General features: G+C 68.7%; 16 protein-coding genes and 4 pseudogenes. 9 read left to right on the top strand and 11 right to left on the bottom strand.

The features are described 5' to 3' along the window. The 9 genes from ACH4YP_RS47465 to ACH4YP_RS47505 all read right to left on the bottom strand — a co-directional run. Positions 1–491, bottom strand: a 491-nt coding sequence (locus tag ACH4YP_RS47465; RefSeq protein ID WP_398497777.1) for a protein kinase, incomplete at its 3' end; no start/stop codon positions are given. Between the two features lie 65 nt (positions 492–556). After that, positions 557–2,692, bottom strand: coding sequence for a bifunctional serine/threonine-protein kinase/ABC transporter substrate-binding protein (locus tag ACH4YP_RS47470; protein ID WP_398497779.1), 2,136 nt, complete (start codon positions 2,690–2,692; stop codon positions 557–559). Beyond that, positions 2,692–3,678, bottom strand: coding sequence for a hypothetical protein (locus ACH4YP_RS47475; protein ID WP_398497781.1), 987 nt, complete (start codon positions 3,676–3,678; stop codon positions 2,692–2,694). Before ACH4YP_RS47475 ends, ACH4YP_RS47470 begins: the two co-directional genes overlap by 1 nt. 273 nt (positions 3,679–3,951) lie before the next feature. Beyond that, on the bottom strand, positions 3,952–4,848 hold the full coding sequence (locus ACH4YP_RS47480) for a hypothetical protein (RefSeq protein ID WP_398497783.1): 897 nt from the start codon (positions 4,846–4,848) through the stop codon (positions 3,952–3,954). A 262-nt stretch (positions 4,849–5,110) separates the two neighbouring features. Next, positions 5,111–5,437: a hypothetical protein gene (locus ACH4YP_RS47485; protein WP_398497785.1), complete on the bottom strand. Its 327-nt coding sequence runs from the start codon at positions 5,435–5,437 to the stop codon at positions 5,111–5,113. Positions 5,438–5,758: 321 nt separating this feature from the next. Beyond that, the gene (locus ACH4YP_RS47490; protein WP_398497787.1) at positions 5,759–7,219 is read right to left on the bottom strand and encodes a GH1 family beta-glucosidase; all 1,461 of its coding nucleotides are present in this window, start codon (positions 7,217–7,219) and stop codon (positions 5,759–5,761) included. Between the two features lie 90 nt (positions 7,220–7,309). Continuing rightward, the gene (locus ACH4YP_RS47495; RefSeq protein WP_398497789.1) at positions 7,310–8,254 is read right to left on the bottom strand and encodes a carbohydrate ABC transporter permease; all 945 of its coding nucleotides are present in this window, start codon (positions 8,252–8,254) and stop codon (positions 7,310–7,312) included. A 13-nt stretch (positions 8,255–8,267) separates the two neighbouring features. Next, entirely contained in the window at positions 8,268–9,263 is a 996-nt protein-coding gene (locus ACH4YP_RS47500; protein WP_398497791.1) for a carbohydrate ABC transporter permease, read from the bottom strand. A gap of 110 nt (positions 9,264–9,373) precedes the next feature. Beyond that, positions 9,374–10,681, bottom strand: a complete 1,308-nt coding sequence (locus ACH4YP_RS47505; protein WP_398497793.1) for an extracellular solute-binding protein — start codon at positions 10,679–10,681, stop codon at positions 9,374–9,376. A 285-nt stretch (positions 10,682–10,966) separates the two neighbouring features. Between ACH4YP_RS47505 and ACH4YP_RS47510 the strand changes: the two genes are divergently transcribed. From ACH4YP_RS47510 to ACH4YP_RS47545, 8 genes and pseudogenes are all read left to right on the top strand, one after another. After that, complete coding sequence (locus ACH4YP_RS47510; RefSeq protein WP_398497795.1) at positions 10,967–11,983, top strand: LacI family DNA-binding transcriptional regulator; 1,017 nt, start codon at positions 10,967–10,969, stop codon at positions 11,981–11,983. Between the two features lie 73 nt (positions 11,984–12,056). Then, a pseudogene (locus tag ACH4YP_RS47515) lies at positions 12,057–12,448 on the top strand (transposase family protein); the annotation flags it as partial. A gap of 249 nt (positions 12,449–12,697) precedes the next feature. Beyond that, positions 12,698–13,042, top strand: a complete 345-nt coding sequence (locus ACH4YP_RS47520) for a transposase (RefSeq protein ID WP_398497805.1) — start codon at positions 12,698–12,700, stop codon at positions 13,040–13,042. Continuing rightward, positions 12,994–13,158 (top strand): annotated as a pseudogene (locus ACH4YP_RS47525) (transposase); the annotation flags it as partial. The gene ACH4YP_RS47520 and the pseudogene ACH4YP_RS47525, both read left to right, overlap by 49 nt. Before the next feature lie 219 nt (positions 13,159–13,377). Beyond that, on the top strand, positions 13,378–14,607 hold the full coding sequence (locus ACH4YP_RS47530; RefSeq protein WP_398497797.1) for an MFS transporter: 1,230 nt from the start codon (positions 13,378–13,380) through the stop codon (positions 14,605–14,607). 469 nt (positions 14,608–15,076) lie between these two features. Continuing rightward, on the top strand, positions 15,077–15,364 hold the full coding sequence (locus ACH4YP_RS47535) for a hypothetical protein (protein ID WP_398497799.1): 288 nt from the start codon (positions 15,077–15,079) through the stop codon (positions 15,362–15,364). Between the two features lie 451 nt (positions 15,365–15,815). After that, the gene (locus ACH4YP_RS47540; protein WP_398497801.1) at positions 15,816–16,202 is read left to right on the top strand and encodes a hypothetical protein; all 387 of its coding nucleotides are present in this window, start codon (positions 15,816–15,818) and stop codon (positions 16,200–16,202) included. Positions 16,203–16,645: 443 nt separating this feature from the next. Further along, positions 16,646–17,143 carry a peptidylprolyl isomerase gene (locus ACH4YP_RS47545; RefSeq protein ID WP_398497803.1) on the top strand — a complete coding sequence of 166 codons (498 nt, stop codon included), beginning with the start codon at positions 16,646–16,648 and terminating at the stop codon, positions 17,141–17,143. 198 nt (positions 17,144–17,341) lie between these two features. On the opposite strand, the gene ACH4YP_RS47550 is transcribed toward ACH4YP_RS47545, so the two are convergent. Beyond that, positions 17,342–17,701, bottom strand: a complete 360-nt coding sequence (locus tag ACH4YP_RS47550; RefSeq protein ID WP_398497806.1) for a hypothetical protein — start codon at positions 17,699–17,701, stop codon at positions 17,342–17,344. On the opposite strand from ACH4YP_RS47550, the pseudogene ACH4YP_RS47555 reads away from it, so the two are divergent. Then, a pseudogene (locus ACH4YP_RS47555) lies at positions 17,618–17,957 on the top strand (response regulator transcription factor); the annotation flags it as partial. The gene ACH4YP_RS47550 and the pseudogene ACH4YP_RS47555 sit on opposite strands and share 84 nt — an antisense overlap. Positions 17,958–18,087: 130 nt before the next feature. Here ACH4YP_RS47555 and ACH4YP_RS47560 read toward each other — a convergent pair. Further along, positions 18,088–19,068, bottom strand: a pseudogene (locus tag ACH4YP_RS47560) (IS481 family transposase); the annotation flags it as partial. Between the last annotated feature and the right edge of the window lie 408 nt (positions 19,069–19,476).

Here is a 19,476-nt window from a genome sequence, read left to right on the forward strand (position 1 = left end):
GTGACACCCGGCGACTGGGCGATGCCGAAGTCGATCAGGCGGGGGCCGTCGAGGGCGAGCAGGACGTTGCCCGGCTTGACGTCCCGGTGCACCAGACCGGCATCGTGCACCTCGGTCAGTGCCTCCGCCAGCCGGGCGCCGAGCGCGGTGACGACGGCCGGCGGCAGCGGTCCGTGGCCGTCCACCGCCTCGGCGAGGGAGGGGCCTGGCACGAACGCGGTGGCCAGCCACGGCTCGCGGGCCTCGGCGTCGGCGTCGGTGACCGGCACCAGCCAGCGGCAGGCGAACCCCCTCGCCAGCCGTGCCTCGCGCCGGAACCGTTCCCGGAAGGCCCGGTCGGCGGCGTACTCGGCACGGATGACCTTCAGGGCGACGAGGGTCCCGTCGGCGGTGCGGGCCAGGTAGACCACGCCCATGCCGCCCGCGCCGAGCCGGGCGAGCAGCCGGTGCCCGCCCAGCTCACCGGGATCCTGCGCGTACAGCGCCCGCATCAGTCCAGCTCCTCCGGCCCCACGGCCCCTCTGGCCTCTCCGCCCCCTACCGCGTCAGGATCCGGTCATCCGGTCATGTCCTGGACGCCCACGTAGGCGAACCGGCCGTTCTGGACGCGGAGCTGGTGGAGCTGCGGCTGCTTCATCCGCTTCTCTTCGTCGAAGGCATAGGTCGCGGCCACCCCGGTGAACCGGGCTGCGGCAAGATCTTGGGTGAGCCGGTCGTGGGTGGGACGCCTGCCGCCCTTCGGGGCGAGGGCGGTGAGCCGGTCGGCGAGCAGGCGCGTCACGTCGTACGCCTCGGCCGCCCAGGGGCCCGGCGCGCTGCCGTACCGCTTGCGGTAGGCGGTGGCGAAGTCGCGCACGGGTGGGGCGTCGGGCCCGATGTACGACGTATGCACCTGCCAGCCCTCGGCCGCCGGGCCGGCCAAGGAGACGAAGGCTTCGGTGGCCGAGGCGGCGTCGAGGTAGCGGGGCCCGGTGAAGTTCCGCTCCGCGAGGGCGCGGGCGACGACGGCGGCACGTTCGGGTGTGCCGATGTAGTAGAAACCGTCGATACCGCGGCCGAGCATGTCGTCGGTGACGGGTCCCAGAGCACTCGTGCTCGCGAGGGCGGGCACCACGCGCAGATACAGTGCCGGCTGACCGGTCGCGGCGAAGCCGGCCACGATCACCGACTCCATGCCGGCCACCCTGCCCGCTCGGTCGCCCAGCAGGCCCAGCTTGCCGACACCCGCCGCGCCGAGTGCGGTGATGGTGGTGATGGCGCTGGACGCGGACAACGCCGCGGCACGGAAGTACGCGCGCGGGGCGGTGCCGGGGACGGACCCGGCGCTGGTCGACAGCTCCGACACCGTCAGCAGCGGCATGCCGGCGCCGTCGTAGACCTCCAGCGCGGCCTGCGTCGAGACGTAGCCGGTGGGGCCGAGCACGGCAAGGACATCGGCGGCACCGGTCAGCCGCCGCGCCGCCTGTACCGCTCGGGCCGGCTCTCCCCGGTCGTCCTCTGTCCGCAGAGCAAGGGTGAATGGTCTGCCCTTGCCTGCGTTGAACCGCTCCACCGCCAGCCGCGCCCCCCGCTCCTGCGCCCGCCCGCTCTCCCGCAGCGGGCCCGTCAGATCCGCGTGGAGGCCGATGGCCCAGGGGCTGTTCGCGGTCTGCGCCTCCGGGGTGTCCTCGTCGTCGCGCAGTGCCGCCCACAGCGCGGCCCCTCCGCCCGCCAGGAGCAGCGTCGCACCGCCGCCCAGGGCGAGGACCCTGCGGCGGCTGTGGCTCCGCGACTCCTGTGACACCTCGGTGGGCTCGATGCCCGGAAGGGCGAGCATCTCCGCCGACCGTTCGGCGATCATCCGTACCACCGGGTCGGGCAGCCAGTCGACAGTGCCGGCCGGGGCGTCCTCCACCAGTTCCGCGTCCACCTCGGCGGCCGTGGGCCGCTGTTCCGGCTCCTTCGCCAGACAACGGCCGAGCAGCGCCCGCAGCTCGGTGTCCGCCAGACCGTCCAGCTCGGGCGTGTCGTGGACGGTGCGGTACAGCAGCGCGTCCACCGCGCCGGTGCCGAACGGCGGGCGGCCGGTGGCCGCGTACGCCAGCACGCACCCCAGCGAGAAGACGTCGCTCGCCGCCCCCACCTGCCGCGCCCGCGCCTGCTCGGGCGAGAGGAAGCCGGGGGTACCGATCACCATGTTGTCCGAGGTCAACTCGGTCTCGTCGGCGGCTTGCGGGCGCGCGATGCCGAAGTCGATCAGCCGAGGGCCGTCGAGGGCGAGCAGGACGTTGCCCGGCTTGACGTCCCGGTGCACCAGGCGCGCCTCGTGCACGGCGGTCAGGGCGCGCGCCAGCACCTTGCCCAGTACCCGTACCGCGCGGTCCGGCAGCGGTCCGCAGGCCACGACCGCCTCCTCCAGGGAGGGGCCTGGCACGAACGCGGTGGCCAGCCAGGGCGCCGCCGCCTCCGTGTCGGCGCCCAGCACCCGTACCACCCAGGGGCTGTCGACCTGCCCGGCGGAGGATGCCTCGCGGCGGAAACGGGCCCGGAACTCGGCCTGATCCGCGTACTCGGGCTGGATAACCTTCACCGCGGCCAGGTCGCCGGTCCCGGTGCGGGCCAGGTAGACCACGCCCATGCCGCCGGCGCCCAGGCGGCCCAGCAGGCGGTTGCCGCCGAGGCGGGAGGGGTCGGTGGGAAGCAGGCGCTCCATCACTCGCCGCCCTTCTTGTCCTCGATGCCGGGGCTCGTGGTACTCGTGGGGCTTGTGGAACTCGTGGGACTTGCTGAGCTTCCGGGCGTGGAAGTCGGGTCCGGTTCGGGTGAGGACGAACCAGCCTCGGTGGGGCTTCCGATCGCGTCCTGCACCCGCAACAGCATCCTGACGGCCACATCCAACTCGCTCGTCGTGCCCTCCTTCCCTCCGCACGAGGACGCGGAGATCACGACCGGGCCGAACACGGACTGCGTCCACGAGTAGGGGTACGACCCGCCCCGGGTGTCGCTGACGCATGTGCCGTACTCCGACAACGTGTCGTCGCTGGAGGTGTTGCCGCTCTCGCCCCACGCGACGGCCAAGGAGGAGAGACCGGTCAGCCGCTCACCCGCCCGCAGCGTCTGCTCCGGGCAGCCGATGCCCTCCTCCAGCATCCCGGCCTGCTCCCAGGCGGCGTCCAGCGCCGTCCGGTGCACCGTGACCGTGACCGACAGCCGCACTGATCCCCCGGCACCGCTCCCGGGCACCTCGAAGTGGCGGGTGAGCGTGGCCAGTACGTCCTTCGGCAGCCCCTGCCGCTGCCAGGCGCAGTCCTCGCCCAGCACGGCCCAGGTGTTCGGGTCGCTCTCGTACGGAGTCCCCGGCGCCGCCCCCGACCCGGCCAGCTCCGGATCGGCGATCACCTTCCGGACGAACGCCCGCGCCTCGGCCGCGGTGCGCGGCTGCTTCGCCGGGTCCGCCTGTTCGGTCGGCGAGGCCGCGGGTAAGGCACCGGCGCCGACGCCCGCGTCCGATTCTGTGGACGACCCGGTCTTCGCGTCACCAGCACCTCGGGCGGCATCCGAGCTCGATCCCCGCGTCGTCTCCCCGCCCGGACCGCTGGCACCGCCTGTGCAGCCGGCCAGCAGCGTCGCGCACGTCATCACGACCCCGCAGACCAACCGCCCCCTCGCATACGTCACGATCTCCCCCCCTCGTCGCATGCTCACCCTCCGGTTCCAACGCTCCACATGCCGGCCGCGGCGCACGCCGTGTCAACGGCCGCTATCCATGCCTGTACCGATGCCCCGCCGGAACCGGACGGTTCCCCCAACACCCTCTTTCCTCAAGGTAGTTCAGCGTGCACATGATGTACGGGGTATGCCTCATGAATCGTCGGCAACCGGTGCCTCGCCGAGGACCTGCAGGAGCTCGGCCGACAGCAAGTCGGGCGCAGCATGCGCAACACCGAGGCGAGGAAGTCCCGAAGCCCACGACTACCTCGACTCCAACGTCCCGTAGAGAGAGTGCATGCACCAGCGGCGCTGTCTCCACGTCCGAGGCCGGTACGAGTCCGGCCGCGGCATGGCCAGTTCGGCGTCGGCCGCGGGCGAAGTACGGTCGTATTCCACCTGAGCCCGTACGAACATTGCCTCGGCTTTGATCCTCGGGTCGTCGGCGTAGGACTCGGCTTCGGCCGCCGGCCGTGCTGCCCGATCGGCTCTGCCCGCGTCGAACGCGGCCTGCTCGGCCTGCGCGGCCAAGGAGAGGCGTGTGGCCTTGCGGCCGCCGTCGATGCTGAGTCGGGCCGCGCGGTCGTAGGCCGCCGACACCGCCATCGCTCCCCCGCGATACTGCGCGCGCAGGGCGGTCCGCTCCAGTTCGTCCGCGACCTCCTCGTCGGGTCCTGTGGCCGCAGCCGCCAGATGCCAGGCCCTGCGGTCGAGGTGCCCGTTGTCCGCCCACTCCCGGGCGAACTGCTCGTGCACGACGGCCCGTTGGTGATGCGGCGGCAGTTGGTAGGCGGCGGCCCGGATCAGCGGATGACGGAACGTCAGTGCACGGTCGGCAACCGTGATCAGATGGGCCTGCTCTGCCGGCGCGAGATCGGCCGGCCCGACACCGAGGCGGGCCGCGACCCGCAGCACCACGTCCAGGGAGGCGGCGCCGTCCGCGGCCGCCGCGAGCAGAGCCGCGCGTGTGGCGTCGGGCAGGCCGGCCAGCTGAGCTCGGAAGGCCTCCTGCACTCGGCCGGTGACCAGCAGCGGCCCCACCTGCTCAGCCAGGTCGTGGTGGCCCGCCTCCTGCGCGGCGCCCGACTCGATGAGGGCGAGCGGGTTGCCATGTGACTCTTCCAGCACCCGCTCACGCACCGGATCAGCCGGCTTCGGCACCCGCTGGTCCAGTAGCCCTCAATGCCGTCGGCGCCAGTCGACTCACCGGCCACGACTCGATTCCCGGTGCGGGAAACGCCCCAGCCGTCTCCCGCACCGGGAAGAGCATCCCCACAGGGTCAGCCACAAGGCGCCGCGCGGCGAAGAACAACGCGTCCGCGGACCCCTGATCCAGCCAGTGCACATCGTCGACCACACACAGCACCGGCACCTCGTCGGCCAGCTCGGCAAGCAGTGAGAGGGTGCCGGCTCCGATCAAGAATCAATTTGCCTCACGCCCGTCGACCAGGCCGAAAGGCGCTCGCGGCGCCGCTGCCTGGGGCCCAGGGGGCATGTCCAGCCGGTCCAGGTGAGGGAACAGCAGCTGGTGCAGCGCGCCGAAGGCGAGCTCGGCCTCGGATTCGACACCCACTGCGTGCAGCACCCGCAGCCTTGCGGCAGCCGACACCGCGTAGTCGAGCAGCGCGGCTTCCCGATCCCCGCCTCTCCCCGCCTCTCCGCACATCCCAACGCCCCGGCCCCGGCCGCGCGCCACATCGGCAACCAGCCGGTCGACCGCGCCGCGCTCCATTTCCCTCCCCAGCAACATGCACTGACCCTTACTCCCCATCTGTGCTGTGCTTCAGGCCGACGCAACGCCCGCTTCAACCCTCCGACAACGCCGGCTCAACTCTTCGGTCAAGACAGCATCCGCGTCCCCAGACAGCGCCGTTCGCGTGCCGTCCTGGTAGCCCTTGAGCAGACAGTGGCCAGACCTTGGACACCCTGTTACCGGACATCTCTGGCAGGCGTCAGGCGCAGGCCACGTCACGCGAAGGACCTCACAAAGAACAGGAAGGAGGAACCGCTCTGCAACACCGCTTACCGTGACCCGCCGAGCCCCAGGTGTGCTCTGGCGTCACACGCGAGCTCACCGATTCTCGCCGCCCCGGTCCGGCAACGTGCCGGTGCGGGCCAGGTCGGCGTACCACCGTGCGCTGGACTTGGGGATGCGCTTGCCGGTCGAGTAGTCGACGTAGACGGCGCCGAAGCGCTTGCTGTAGCCGTATCCCCATTCGAAGTTGTCCAGCAGGGACCACAGGAAGTAGCCCCGTACGTCGGCGCCGGCCACGATCGCCCGCTGTACGGCCGACAGGTGGCCGTGGAGGTAGGCGATGCGTTCAGGGTCGGTCACCTCGCCATCCGGGTTGACGTAGTCGTCGAAGGCGGCCCCGTTCTCGGTGATCATCAAGGGCATCGCGGGGAAGTCCGCCTTGAGCCGCATCAGCAGGTCGTACAGACCGCTGGGGTCCACCGCCCAGCCCATCGCAGTGGTGCTGCCCTCAGGACGGTGGAAGGCGACCTGGTCGGCCGCCGGCCAGGGGCTGTGATCGCTCACCCCGTGGCCGTCGGAACCGTGACTGCCCTCGCCGGTGGCGGCGGAGACGAGTGTGGGTGTGTAGTAGTTGACGCCCAGGAAGTCCAACGGCTGGCGGATCGTTGTGGTGTCACCGTTCCGCACGAAGGACCAGTCGGTCAGGCCGGCCGTGTCCTGGAGGAGATCCTGCGGGTACTCGCCCTCCAGCACGGGGCCGGTGAAGACGCGGTTGGCCAGGGCGTCGATCCGGCGGGCCGCGTCCAGGTCCTCGGGGTTCTCGGTCAGTGCTCGGACGTGGTGGATGTTGAGCGTGATGGACGTCCGTGCGTGGGAAGGCAGTTCGGCGCGCAGCGCCAGAACGGCCTTGCCGTGGGCGAGGTTGAGGTGGTGCGCCGCGCGCAGGGCCGCGACCGGGTCGGTGCGCCCGGGAGCATGGACACCCGATCCGTATCCGAGGAAGGCGCTGCACCAGGGCTCGTTGAGGGTGGTCCAGGTCTTCACCCGGTCCCCCAGCGCACGGGCCGCGAGAGTCGCGTAGTCGGCGAACCGGTCGGTGGTGACGCGCTCCGGCCAGCCGCCGGCGTCCTCCAGCTCCTGCGGCAGGTCCCAGTGGTAGAGCGTGACGACCGGCTCGATGCCCTTTTCCAGCAGTGCGTCGGTCAGTGCCCGGTAGAAGTCGAGCCCCTTCTGTACGGCCGGGCCGCGGCCGGTCGGCTGCACCCGCGGCCACGACAGGGAGAACCGGTAGGCGCTCACGCCGAGGTCGGCCATGATCGCGACGTCCTCGCGCCAGCGGTGGTAGTGGTCGGTGGCCACGTCACCGGTGTCGCCGTTGCGCACCCTGCCGGGCGTGTGCGAGTAGGTGTCCCAGATGGAAGGGGTGCGTCCGTCGATGGAGGCGGCACCTTCGATCTGGTACGCGGCGGTCGCCGTGCCCCAGGTGAATCCCTGAGGGAATCGGAGAGTGTTGGTGGTTACCGGGGCGGGCGCGACACGTCGGGTAACGGTGGTCACGTGAGTCCTTCCAGATGCACTTCGGGGTGGGAGGGGTGGAGCGGGTGGCGGGCGCCGGCGGGGCGCGGCAACGAGCGGGCGGTGGGGGACTCACCCCTTGACCGCTCCCTGCATGATTCCGCCGACGATCTGACGGCCGAAGACGATGAACATGGCGAGCAGAGGGAGCGTGCCGAGCAGGGCGCCCGCCATGATCAGTGACTGGTCGCGTATGTATCCCGCGCTCAGCTGGGTGAGTGCGACGGGCACCGTCGGGTTGGACATGTCGAGGACGATGAACGGCCAGAAGAAGTCGTTCCAGGCGTGCACGAACGTGATCATGAACAGGACTGCCATGGGCGGCCGGGCGATCGGCAGCACGATGCTCCAGAAGATGCGCAGGGAGTGCGCACCGTCCACCCGACCGGCCTCGACGAGTTCGTCGGGCAGCGCCTCGCTCAGGTACTGCCGCATGAAGAACACCCCGACGGCACTGACGAGCGTGGGGAAGATGACGGCAGGCAGCTGCTGTCCCCAGCCCAGTTCCGTCATCATCATGAACAGCGGTACGACGCCGAGTTGAGGCGGCACCAGCATCGTGCCGATCACGAGCATGAGCAGGATGTTGCGGCCCTTGAAGCGGAGTTTCGCGAAGGCGAAGCCCGCGAGGGTGGCGAACAGCACCGTGGACAGGGCGATCGCGCCGGCCACGATCAGGCTGTTGAGCATGGCCTTGCCCAGTGCGGCGTCCTGCCAGGCCTTGCCGAGGTTCTCCAGAAGATGAGGTCCCGGCAGGAACGGCGGAGGCGTCTGGGTGACGCGCGTGTTGTCGGTCGACGCCGCCACCATCGTCCAGTAGAGCGGGAAGAGCGAGAACAACGCCGCGATCCCCAGCAGGATGTAGGCGACGGGACCCGCGTGGTGCTGGCGTCCGGCACCCGGGTGCCGGAACAGCCGACGGCTGCGGCCGCCGGGTGCGGTGCTCTTCCTTGCCTTCTTCTGTACGGTCCCGGGGCGTGCGTCCGTCGTCTGGACCGGGATGCTGTCTGTGGTCATGGGGATCTCCCGGTCAGGCCCTGCGCGCCAGGACGCGCTTGACGACTCGTTGGACGACGAACATGACGATGAGCAGCAGGAACATCGCCCAGGCGACCGTGGCGGCCCGGCCCATCTGGTAGTTCTTCCAGCCCTCCTCGTACAGCAGCAGGCCCAGCGTCTGGTACTGGTTGTCCGCTCCTCCGGTGATGCCGTTCGGGCCCTGGCCGAAGATCAAGGGCTCGCCGAAGAGCTGCGTGGCGCCGATCGTGGACAGGACGATGGTGAACACGATGGTGGAGCGGATGCCGGGGATTGTGACCGTCAGGAACTGCTGCCACCGCGAAGCGCCGTCGATGGCCGCGGCTTCGTAGCGGTCGCGTGGGATCGCCTGCATCGCCGCCAGGTAAAGCAGGGCGTTGTAGCCGGTCCAGCGCCAGATGACGATCGTGGAAATGGCCGTCTGCGCGGCCCACTTGTTGTTCTCGAAGTCGATGTTGTCGACGCCGACCAGGCTCAGCATCCAGTTGATCATGCCGAAGTCGCGTTCGAAGAGCATCGTGAAGACGAGGGCCGCGGCGCCCACCGACGTGGCGTAGGGCGTCAGGGCGGCGACACGGAAGAACGTCGAGCCGCGCAGTTGGTAGTTGAGCAGGTGCGCGAGACCGAGCGCCATCAACAGCTGCGGCACAGTCGACAGGACGCCGATGGTGAACGTGTTGAGCAGCGCGTTCCAGAAACGGTCGTCGTCCCAAAGGGCCGTGTAGTTGTCGAAGCCCACCCACTCCATGAGGTTCAGGGTCGACAGTTCGACGCGGTGCAGGGAGATCCACGAGGTGTAGACGAGCGGGTAGAAACTGAAGGCGGCGAAGACGACGAAGAACGGGGCGATGAACGCGTACGGCGCGCCGCGCACGTCGAGACGGTGCAGCAGCGTACTGCGACGCTGACGCTCCGCGCCGCTGCCGGACCCGGCCGGTGGAGCGGAGCCGGGCGCACCGTCTGGGGGTGTCGAGGTGGAGATGGCCACCGGAAGGCGTCCTTCCTGGAGGGTGACGGGGTGGGCAGGGGCCCGGCGGCCCACTCGGGGCCGTGCGTGGGACGCCGGGCGGCTGCGGAGGTGGGCGAAGGAGCCCGAGGTCAGCCGGCGGCCTTCTCGATGCGCTTCTCCGTGGTCTTCCATGCCGTGTTCGGGCTCTTGTTCTGCGCCTCGATCAAGGTCAGGCCCTGCGAGAAGATGTCCTTGATGGTGCCGTCCTTGCGGCCGAGCACCTGCTCGTCGGGGATCTCCTGGGCCGCAGCGCTGAAGATCTTCCCGATGGGCGCGCCACTGAAGTACTCCGACTTGGCATCGACCACTTCGGGCATCCCCAACGCGGTCTGCGACGAGGGGAAGTTGCCGATCTCCTTGAAGAGGTAGGCCTGCTGCTCAGGGGCGGTGAGCCAGGCGACCAGCTCCTGCGCCTCCTTCTTGACGGGGCTCTTCTCCATCACGCCGAGGAACGCGCCGCCCCAGTTGGCGCCCTTCGGCGCCTTGGCGACGTCCCACTTGCCCTTGTTCTTGGGACCCGCCTTCTCGCTGATGTGCGCGAGCATCCACGCCGGGCAGACGGTGCTGGCGAAGGTGCTGTTGGCCAGACCGGGGTCCCAGCCGGGCTGGAACTGGCGGAGCTTGGCGGTCAGATCGGACGTGGCCGCCTCGGAGGCCAGCTTCCAGGCGTCCTTCACAACAGGGTTGGTGGCATAGATCAGCTCGCCCTCCTTGTCGTAGAACTGCTGGGAGTTTCCGTAGATCATGGCGTTGAACAGCCCGCTGGAACTGTCCATGAAGGCGACCTTCTCCGCCTTCGAGTTCTGCTTGAATCGCTTGCCCGCGTCGACGTACTTCGACCAGTCGCCCTCCCACAGTTTGGCGACCTCGTCGCGGTCGGTGGGCAGCCCGGCCTGCTCGAACAGGTCCTTGCGGTAACAGACCGCCATCGGGCCGATGTCGGTACCCAGGCCGATGACCTTCTTGTCCTCGGTGGTGACCTGGTTCTGCTTCCACGGCAGGAAGTGGTCCGTCTCACCGGCAAGATCGACGAACTTGTCCTTCTGCGTGTCGGACAGTTCCTTGGCCCGACCAATTTCTATGCCCTGGATGTCCTTCAGTCCGCTGCCGGCGGCCAAGTGCGTCTGCAGGGCGGTGTAGTAGGTCTGCTCGTCACCCGCGACGTCGGCCTTGATGACGACGTTCGGGTGCTCCTTCATGTACTTGTCGAGCAGACCGGTCTCCTTGAAGCCCATGACGCCGAACAGACCCATGGTGATGGTGACCTTGCCGTCCTTCTTCCCACCACCGGTCCCCCCACTGTCACTGCCTCCACAGCCCACGACCAGACCGAGAGCCGACACAGCCGATACGGCGGCCACGACTCGTGTACGCAACTTCCTTCGGGCCTTGCCCATTCAGTCCTCCTAGCGGCGGCGCTGACGCACCGGAGTTCGAGCCCCACGGTCCGCTTCGTAGGCCCCGATTTGTCCTAGTGGGTACGTTCCCAAATAATGATGGGAACGTACCCACTCAGAGGCCCGAAGCGTGGCCGCCGCAAAAGGCTCCTGTCAAGAAGTAGAAGCAACTTCGTTGCCAGAAGATGTCGCACCCCCGCACCCGGACCCTTCGGACGCTCCTGGCCGGTCTGGCACAATGCGCTGGTGGAAGCCGTTCGGGCACCGCGCAAGCAAGGAGACGACATGGGGGGCAGGCAACGCCCGACCATCAAGACCGTGGCCGCGCGCGCCGGTGTCGGACGCACCACGGTTTCACGAGTCATCAACGGCTCGGAACTCGTCAGCGACAAGGCCAAAGCCGCCGTGCTCGCCGCCATCGACGAGCTGAACTACGTCCCGAACTCGGTTGCCCGGGGACTCGTGACGAACCGGACGAACTCCGTGGCCCTGGTGATTCCCGAATCCGAGAGCAGACTCGGCTCCGAGCCCTACTTCTCGGCGGTCATCCGCGGGGTCAGCACCGCCCTCGCAAAGACCCGGACACAGCTCCAACTTGTCCTCGTACGCGACCAGGCCGAGCGCGACCAGCTCACCGAGTCGGTGGCGGAGCGGCGTGTCGACGGAGTACTCCTGGTCTCGGTGCACGAACACGACCCGCTGCCCGGCCTGTTGGAGGACATGGGGCTGCCCACGGTGCTCGCCGGACGCCGCTCCCCCGCCGAGTCGCTCAGCCACGTGCACTCCGACAACGCGGGTGGCGCCGCAACGGCCGTGAACCACCTGCTCGCACGAGGACGGCGGACCATCGCCACCATCAGCGGACCCCTCGACATGGACGTGTCACGCAGCCGGCTGCAGGGGTGGCGCACGGCCCACCAGACGTCGGGCCACGAAACCCCCGAGCACCTCGTGGCCTCGGGCGACTTCACCGAGGAGGGCGGCGAGGCCGCGATGCGTTCACTCCTTGAACAAGTCCCCGCGCTCGACGCCGTGTTCGTCGCCTCGGACGTCATGGCGGCCGGGGCGCTGGCGGAGTTGCGCCGACAGGGGCGCAGCGTCCCCGACGACGTGGCGGTGGTCGGATTCGACGACTCCATCATCGCCCGGCACACCAACCCGTCGCTGACCAGCGTGCGTCAGCCCGTCGAGGAGATCGGCACCACGATCGCCCGTATCCTCCTGGAGGAGATCGCCGATCCCGAGGTACCGCGTCAGCACGTCGTTCTTCCCACCGAACTCGTGGTGCGCGAATCGTCATGAGCCTGCCTCGTATTGACCCAATCACCTGATCGCTGTCGCAGGGGTACGGGTGATCGCGATGACCGTCTCTTTGAAGCACGGCATGAATGTGCAGGTCATAGCGGACCCGAAGGGTCGTCTCTTGTGGGCTTCACCGGCCCTGGCCGGTGAAGCCCATGACGTCCGGGCCGCACGCGAGCACGGCATCATCGACGCCCTCGCCGAAGCCGGCATCAACTGCTGGGATGACAAGGGCTACCAGGGCGCAGGCGGCACGGTCCGTCTCCCTTACCGCGGCCGATGGGACAGCCCTGCCGCTGGTCAGCAGGCCGTCATCGGTCCCATGCGAAGGTCCGGGCACTGGTCGAGCAAGCCATCGCCACCCTCAAGTCCTGACGGCTCCTCCGCAGGCTCCGCTGCACGACGACCCGGATCACGAGCCTCGTCCAGGCCGCCCTCACCCTCCATCTGGCCAGCTCAGACTGAGGTTGGAAAAGGCTCCCTACGTTGTTCTGCGGGATGCGGTGAGCCCCTCGTATGGTTCACCCACCCAGGGGTGCCGGGTGTGGTTCAAAAGGCTCTGCCGCTTGTGGCTTTCAGTGATTGGCCGCCCGGTGCCCCACGACGACTCGGCTGCCGATGAGGAATTGCGAATGATCGCTGAGTAGAGAATCGACAGCGAGGTCGTCCGTCGGGAGGCACCAGCACCACACCGCACGGAGGCACCACATGGCCATGATCTGGGCCGGCATCGACGCAGGCAAGACCCACCACCACTGCGTCGCGATCGATGAGAGCGGCCGCCAGCTGCTGTCCCGACGCGTCGCCAACGATCCTCGAACTGCTCACCGACGCCATGGCCCTGAGCGACGAGGTGACCTGGGGCATCGACCTGGCCGACGGCGGAGCCACCCTGGCCAGCACGATCCTGTTCAACCACGAGCAGCCGGTGCACCACATCTCCGGCCGGGCCATCCCACCGCGCCTCCGAGAGCTACCGCGGCGAGGGCAAGACCGATTGGGAGCATCATCGTGTCCGCGGCGTCATCGCCGACCAAGCCCGCATCCGCCGCGACCTGAAACCCTTACGCCCCGGCGACGAGACCGTTACCGACCTCAGGATTCTCACCGGCCGTCGCATGGGCCTGGTCGCCAACCGCACCCGCACCGTTGATCGGCATGCGGAAGCCCTTTGAGTATGGGTGCAGCTCTTCTGGAGGGAGTGCGAGATGGGCCGACGCTGTTCGGGGTGTGCTTCGAAGGCGCTACCCAGCGGCGATACCGAGCCACACACTTGGCAGATCTGCGACACCTCCCTGTCATCCCACGGGTGATGCCGCATATCTGCCAGCCTCAGCTCTCCGAATCCTGTTGAACTGACCGGGCAACGACGGTCCCTTCACAGGACGGAATCCATGGCCTCGACAACCACCGACACCACGCACCTCAGCGGAGGCGGCCTCCCAACCCGATCACCGCTGATCGGATGGCTGGCCGTGGTCTCGGTAATGCTGGGACTCTTCGCGATTGTCACGACGGAGATCCTGCCGATCGGTCTGCTCACGTCGATCGGGTCCAGTTTCGCCATCTCCGACGGGTTGGCGGGGCTGATGATGACCATGCCCGGACTCCTCGCGGCTGTCTCCGCGCCGGTGGTCACTGTTGCCACCGCGCGTATCGATCGCAGACTGATGCTGTGTGTGTTCACGCTCCTGCTGGCCCTGGCGAATTTCCTCGCCGCCGTGGCACCGGACTACTGGCTCGTGCTGGTGTCCCGCATCGTGGTCGGCATCGTCATCGGCGGTTTCTGGTCGATCGGCGCCGGACTGGCCGAACGCCTGGTGCCCGCAGAATCGGTCGGCCGCGCTACGGCAGTGATCTTCTCCGCGGTGCCTCTGGGCTCCGTACTCGGAGTGCCTGCCGGCACCTTCATCGGAGATCTGGCCGGTTGGCGCATGGCGTTTGTCGTCATGGGAGTTCTGACCGTAGGGGTGATCATCATGCTGCTGGTGTTCGTGCCCTCGCTCCGTCCGGTTCAAGCAACACGCCTGAGTGTGCTGCGCGGTATGTTCGGCAGTACGAACACCCGCTTCGCATTGCTGCTGACCTTCCTCATCGTCCTCGCCCACTTCGGGACCTACACCTACGTGACGCCGTTCCTGGAGCAAGTGACCGGCATGAGTTCCGGGTTGGTCACTATCGCCCTGCTGATCTACGGAGCGGCAGGAATCGTCGGCAATTTCCTGGGCGGCACCGCGGTCGCCCGATACCCCCGAGCCGCCTTCGGCCTTGCCGCCAGCATGATCGCGGCAGCCGCGCTGCTGATGCCGGTCCTGGGTCGCTGGGAGATCGGCGCAGTGGCTCTGCTGACCATCTGGGGCGTTGCCTACGGGGCCGTACCCGTCATGTCCCAGACCTGGTTCGCCAAAGCCACCCCGCACGCGCCCGAGGCCGCCTCGGTGCTGTTCACCGCCTCCTTCCAGGCCACGTTCGCACTCGGTGCACTGGTCGGAGGGCTCACCGTGGACCGCACCTCCCCCTCCACCGTCATGACACTCGGAGGCATCATCGCCGCCCTCATGGTCGCGGCCGTATGGGTTCACTTCGCACGGCGTCTCACCTGGCCGGACTACACCCAGGTCTGAACGCCGCACCGCACCCGAACATCCCTTTCAATCCGGTCTGGGCACTATTCTCTTCGATAGCTCGTGCCCGCTGAGCCCTTTTGAGCCCGGTCGTTGCTGAACGCGGTGGTTTGCCGGGTCGCCGTGTCCAGGGCTCGGATACTTGGGGCGTCGATGGTGTCGTGGCTGGAGGAGTTGGAGCGGCGGGAGACTCGCACGCGCGAGTGGATCTCGGAACTGCGCGGTCAGATCGAGGAGTTGGCCGGGCAGCTGACCGAGCAGAAAGACGTGGTGTCCCGGTTGGAGATCACCCGGGAAACGATGACCGAGATCCTGTCCGGGGACGGGCCGGTCACCGGACCGGATGAGGCGATGGAGCCGGAGGGTGAGACCGGGGCGCCTGAGGAGCCGATGGTTGGAGGCGGACCATTTCGAGGTCGGCTCACCGGTCGGGGTGCGGCTGGTGCCGCCGTGAACGGACCAGTTGGGAGTGAAGGCTCTGCCGGACGCGTACGCGGACATCGTGGAGGTGCTCGCCGATGCGGTGCATCCGATGCGGGCGCGTCAGCTGTGTTCCATGCTGAGGCTGTCGACGGACAAGAAGGTGGAGGGCTTTCGGTCGAAGCTGAAGCGGCTCAGCGGGCGAGGCTGGATCGCCGAGGTGTCCCCGAGCCTGTTCGCTTCGCGGGACACGGCGCCGCAAGGGCGTGCGCCGGGGCGGGGCAACGACTCCGTGGCCTCGCCTCGCGCCGGTGAGCAGGAGGGCTCTCACCTCTAGCGTCGAGGGTGACGAAACCATTCGATGCCCCGGAACGAGAGCCCGATGGAAGGCTACGAGCACGCCGCGATGGTTGACCCGTTTGCCCGCGCGGTTTCCTTCTTCACTCAGCTGACCTCCGACCTCTCCGGCCCCGCCGTGCTCGCCCTGCCCCATCAGGACGTGGAGGAGATGGCCGCTGCGCGGGGCGGGGAGCTGACCCGACTGCTGCTGCAGGCCCACCTTGATCTGCGCGCCCGCCACGAGGAGACAGAGTTGACCGCGCTGGATACGCGCTGCCGTGCGGCCCTCGCCGGCGGACACACCCGCCTGGAGAGCGGGCATCACCGCGAACTGGCCGCCATCATCGGGGCCGTGAGGATCACCCGGTGCGCGCTCAGGTCACCGGACCGCACCAACTGCCCGGCCGACAAGGTGCTCAGCTTGCCGCACGAACGGCACCGCCTGGGAGGTGCGCAGGCTGGCCGTGCTCGAGGCGGTGCGCGGCTCATACGACACCGCGATGGAGGCGATCACCCGAGCGTGCGGGAAGGTCGTGGGCAAACGCCAGGTCGAACACCTCGTGCTGGCAGCGGCGGTGGACGTGGTCGCGTTCTATGCTGCCGGCACCCCGACCCCGGCGAGCGCGGCGACGCTGCTAGTGCTTTCCGTGGACGGCAAGGGCATCATCATGCGCCCGGGCCATCTGCGCGAAGCCACCCGCAAGGCGGCCGAGCGCGCGCAGCGGACCTTCCGCACCCGCCTGGCCATCGGCGAGAAGGGCAACCGGAAACGTATGGCGACTCTGGCCGCCGTCTACGACGCCCCCCGGCCGTGCGCCGCCCGCACGACAACGTGATCCCGCCCTGGACGAGTCGCAAGACATCAAGGACTCCTGGCTGGAGGCCTCCATGCGGGTGTTCTCCGAGGCCACAGATCTACGGATGCGCCACCGTGTCCTGCTGGCCTGCCTACCTCCCGTGCGGCATACCCGCCACGTCTGCACGAACTACCTGAAAGCACACTCGCATCCGCCCAGGCCCATCCCGACCAGCGCATCCGTCGCTGGGCCGCCGCAGCGGATCACGACGCAGTCTGAGCCCGGCTGTCACACACCACCGGCAGTTGCTGGACAACCCTCAATAAGGAATTTGAACAGCCGGTCCCTCGAGCGTTGCCTGCCACGGTGACATGTGGACGGCCTGGACCAGCGTGAGATGGGGAGCCTCAGAGGTTGGTCTTCATGGGGGCGAACCAGGGGCGGCGTCAGGGCAGTGCGCGGCGCCGTGACAGGATCCTCTTATGTCTACCAACGTCTTCTTCGACATCAACATTGACGGCAGCGCCGCGGGCCGGATCGTCTTCAAGCTGTACGACGACGTCGTCCCCAAGACGGCGCAGAACTTCCGTGAGCTCACCACCGGCCAGCACGGCTTCGGGTACGAGGGCTCGGGCTTCCACCGTGTCATCCCGGACTTCATGCTCCAGGGCGGCGACTTCACCCGCGGCGACGGCACCGGCGGCAAGAGCATCTACGGTCAGAAGTTCGCCGACGAGAACTTCAAGCTCAGGCACGACAAGCCGTTCCTGCTGTCCATGGCGAACTCCGGCCCCGACAGCAACGGCTCGCAGTTCTTCATCACCACGGTGCTCACGCCGTGGCTGGACGGCAAGCACGTGGTCTTCGGCGAAGTCGTCGAGGGCCAGGACCTGGTGACGAAGATCGAGTCCCTGGGCTCGCGTTCCGGTGCCACCCGCGCGAAGATCGAGATCGCTTCGTCCGGCGTCCTGGAAAAGTAGCGCCTCGGCGTCACCCCCCGCGAGGTCCAGGACTGCTGGACGCAGCCGACAAAGCTCCGACCAGGCCTCCTGGCTGGTCGGCTCGGGCAGGTTGCTCCACTAAACCTCCGAGCGCCTCGCCTGGCCGGTGGCTTCGAAATGGCGCAGCCACCGGCAACTGACGCCGCCGCAGCGGAGACTCTGCGGCGTTCGTCTTCCTCACCCGGACACCCGATACTGAGACGGCCGTACGGGTTCGGGATGCTGTCCCGTCTCCAGCGGGCGTACACCGCGGCGCTGGAGGACCGGGCCCGTCGGCTGGAGCGTGAGCGGGCCGTCGCCTGCGGGGGCACGGCCGTCGCGGGCCCCGACCCCGACCGGCGGTTTCCGGATCGTCGTACGCCTTCCGGTGGCCGTCGGCCGGCAGGCGGCCCTGGGGTGAGCATCCGCGTGGTGGTCGCCGACGACCAGGAACTGGTCCGCAGCGGGTTCACCATGATCCTCGAGGCACAGCCCGACATCGAGGTCGTCGCGGAGGCCGGAGACGGCGTCGAGCCGGTGGCTGCGGTCCAGCGCCACACGCCGGACGTGCTGCTCCTGGACATCCGCATGCCCCGCATGGACTGCCTGGAAGCGGCCCCGCTGGTCTGCGCACAGTCCGCCTGCCGGGTGGTCATGCTGACAACATTCGACGTTCGACCTCGACGAGTACATCTACGAAGCGCCGTACGCAGACGCCAGCGGCTTCCTGCTCAAGGACGTACGCCGCGACGACCTCGTACACGCGGTACAGGTGGTCGCCGTCGGCGACTCCTTGCTCGCCACATCAGCAACGTCCTCGGCAAGCTAGGTGTGGTGTCGCAGGACCTTGGTTGCACGAGGTCCTCGAACGTCGGCTGCTCCGGGAAGGTGTTGATCGGTTCCGGCGGCTGGTCGAAGGTGACGCGGTGGTCGCTGCCCGGGGTCCGGCTGATTGGCGGTTGGCCGCCGAGCGCGGCGTGCGGGCGCTCGTGGTTGTAGTAGTTCAGGAAGTCGGCGAGGGCGACGCCGCGTTCGTGCTCGGAGGCATAGTCGCGGACGTACGCCCACTCGCGGGACAGGGTGCCGTTGAAGCGCTCGACCTTCCCGTTGGTTCTGGGGGTGTAGGGGCGCGTGCGCTTGTGCTTCGCGGCGGTCGCGGCGAGAGCGTCGGCCCAGGTCTGGGACCGATAGCAGGCACCGTTGTCGGTGAGGATACGCTGAATCGGGGTGATGCCGTGAGCGGCGAAGAACTCGATGCAACGGCGCCAGAACGCCGCCGCGGTGACCCCGCGTTCGTCCTCCAGTGCCTCGGTGTAGGCGAGCCGGGAGTGGTCGTCGATCGCCGTGCGGAGGTAGGTGTAGCCGACCTTGCCGGTGCCGGGACCAATGCGTTTGGAGGCGCGAGCGGCATCGGTGCCGACCCCGTGCATCCGCCGGCCGCCGCCGTCCAGGATGCGCCCGAGCTTCTTGATGTCGACGTGGACCAGGTCGCCGGGGTATTCGTGCTCGTAGTGGATGACCTCGCGCAGCTGCTCGCCGGTGGGCGGGTCGAGGTCCCGGAGCCGGTTGAGTCCTCGCCGGACGAAGATGCGGTGCACGGTGGCCGGCGCGAGCATGATGACGCCGTGCAGGTGCTTGAGGTCGGCAGCGAGCCGGGCGGGCCCGTGCTTGGTCTGCCGCCGCAGCGCCTCTACCAGGTCCGAGATGTCCTCAGCTGTGCGGGCCGGACTCGTGGCAGGGCGCGAGGAGTGATCCAGTAGCCCGTTCTCGCCGTGCGCCTGCCGGCGGGCATACCACTTGGCCAGACAGCGGCGGGAGATCCGGGCTTCCGCCGCGACGTGCGCGATCGGACGTCCGGCGTCCACGCGCTCGCACGATCGGCGACGCCCTTCCGGCGTCAGCGGGGCGTTGGGGTGCCCCGCCATATCGACCCGTCGCGGTCCTCGGTTTGAGTGCCCGTCAGTTTCAGCGGGCACGCGCCCACTGACAGCGCCCGCCGTATCGGCCCCGACTCGGCGTCTGCAGCCGCAGGAGGAGCCGACCGCCGCTCAGGCCCCGGCGGGGTGACGGCGTCGGGCGTCGGGAATGGCGCACTCGCCAGGAAGGAGCCACCTCAGCATCCCCGGCCTGTGGAAGCCGACGCCCATCCAGGTGATACCGGGATCAATCGCCCTGTCCACACCTCGAACACCTCCAGGACGAAAGGGATCTAAGCGGAGATTCCATCGAGCCCATCGAACCCCTTCACCTCGGCGCGCGCGTGAATGATCGAGGCGGGGTGTTGTCGGTGCGGGTCAGCGTTCCACGGTGCCGATGAGTCGGCCTCGGGCGAG

This window comes from Streptomyces sp. NPDC020747 (assembly GCF_044334695.1).
Taxonomy (GTDB): domain Bacteria; phylum Actinomycetota; class Actinomycetes; order Streptomycetales; family Streptomycetaceae; genus Streptomyces.

Bases quoted from the DNA above. Each gene is read 5' to 3' on its own strand.
- ACH4YP_RS47510 (WP_398497795.1), top strand. From the start codon at position 10,967: ATGGGGGGCAGGCAACGCCCGACCATCAAGACCGTGGCCGCGCGCGCC.
- ACH4YP_RS47475 (WP_398497781.1), bottom strand. From the start codon at position 3,678: ATGCGACGAGGGGGGGAGATCGTGACGTATGCGAGGGGGCGGTTGGTC.
- ACH4YP_RS47530 (WP_398497797.1), top strand. From the start codon at position 13,378: ATGGCCTCGACAACCACCGACACCACGCACCTCAGCGGAGGCGGCCTC.
- ACH4YP_RS47545 (WP_398497803.1), top strand. From the start codon at position 16,646: ATGTCTACCAACGTCTTCTTCGACATCAACATTGACGGCAGCGCCGCG.
- ACH4YP_RS47495 (WP_398497789.1), bottom strand. From the start codon at position 8,254: ATGACCACAGACAGCATCCCGGTCCAGACGACGGACGCACGCCCCGGG.
- ACH4YP_RS47505 (WP_398497793.1), bottom strand. From the start codon at position 10,681: ATGGGCAAGGCCCGAAGGAAGTTGCGTACACGAGTCGTGGCCGCCGTA.
- ACH4YP_RS47470 (WP_398497779.1), bottom strand. From the start codon at position 2,692: ATGGAGCGCCTGCTTCCCACCGACCCCTCCCGCCTCGGCGGCAACCGC.
- ACH4YP_RS47520 (WP_398497805.1), top strand. From the start codon at position 12,698: ATGATCTGGGCCGGCATCGACGCAGGCAAGACCCACCACCACTGCGTC.
- ACH4YP_RS47485 (WP_398497785.1), bottom strand. From the start codon at position 5,437: ATGTTGCTGGGGAGGGAAATGGAGCGCGGCGCGGTCGACCGGCTGGTT.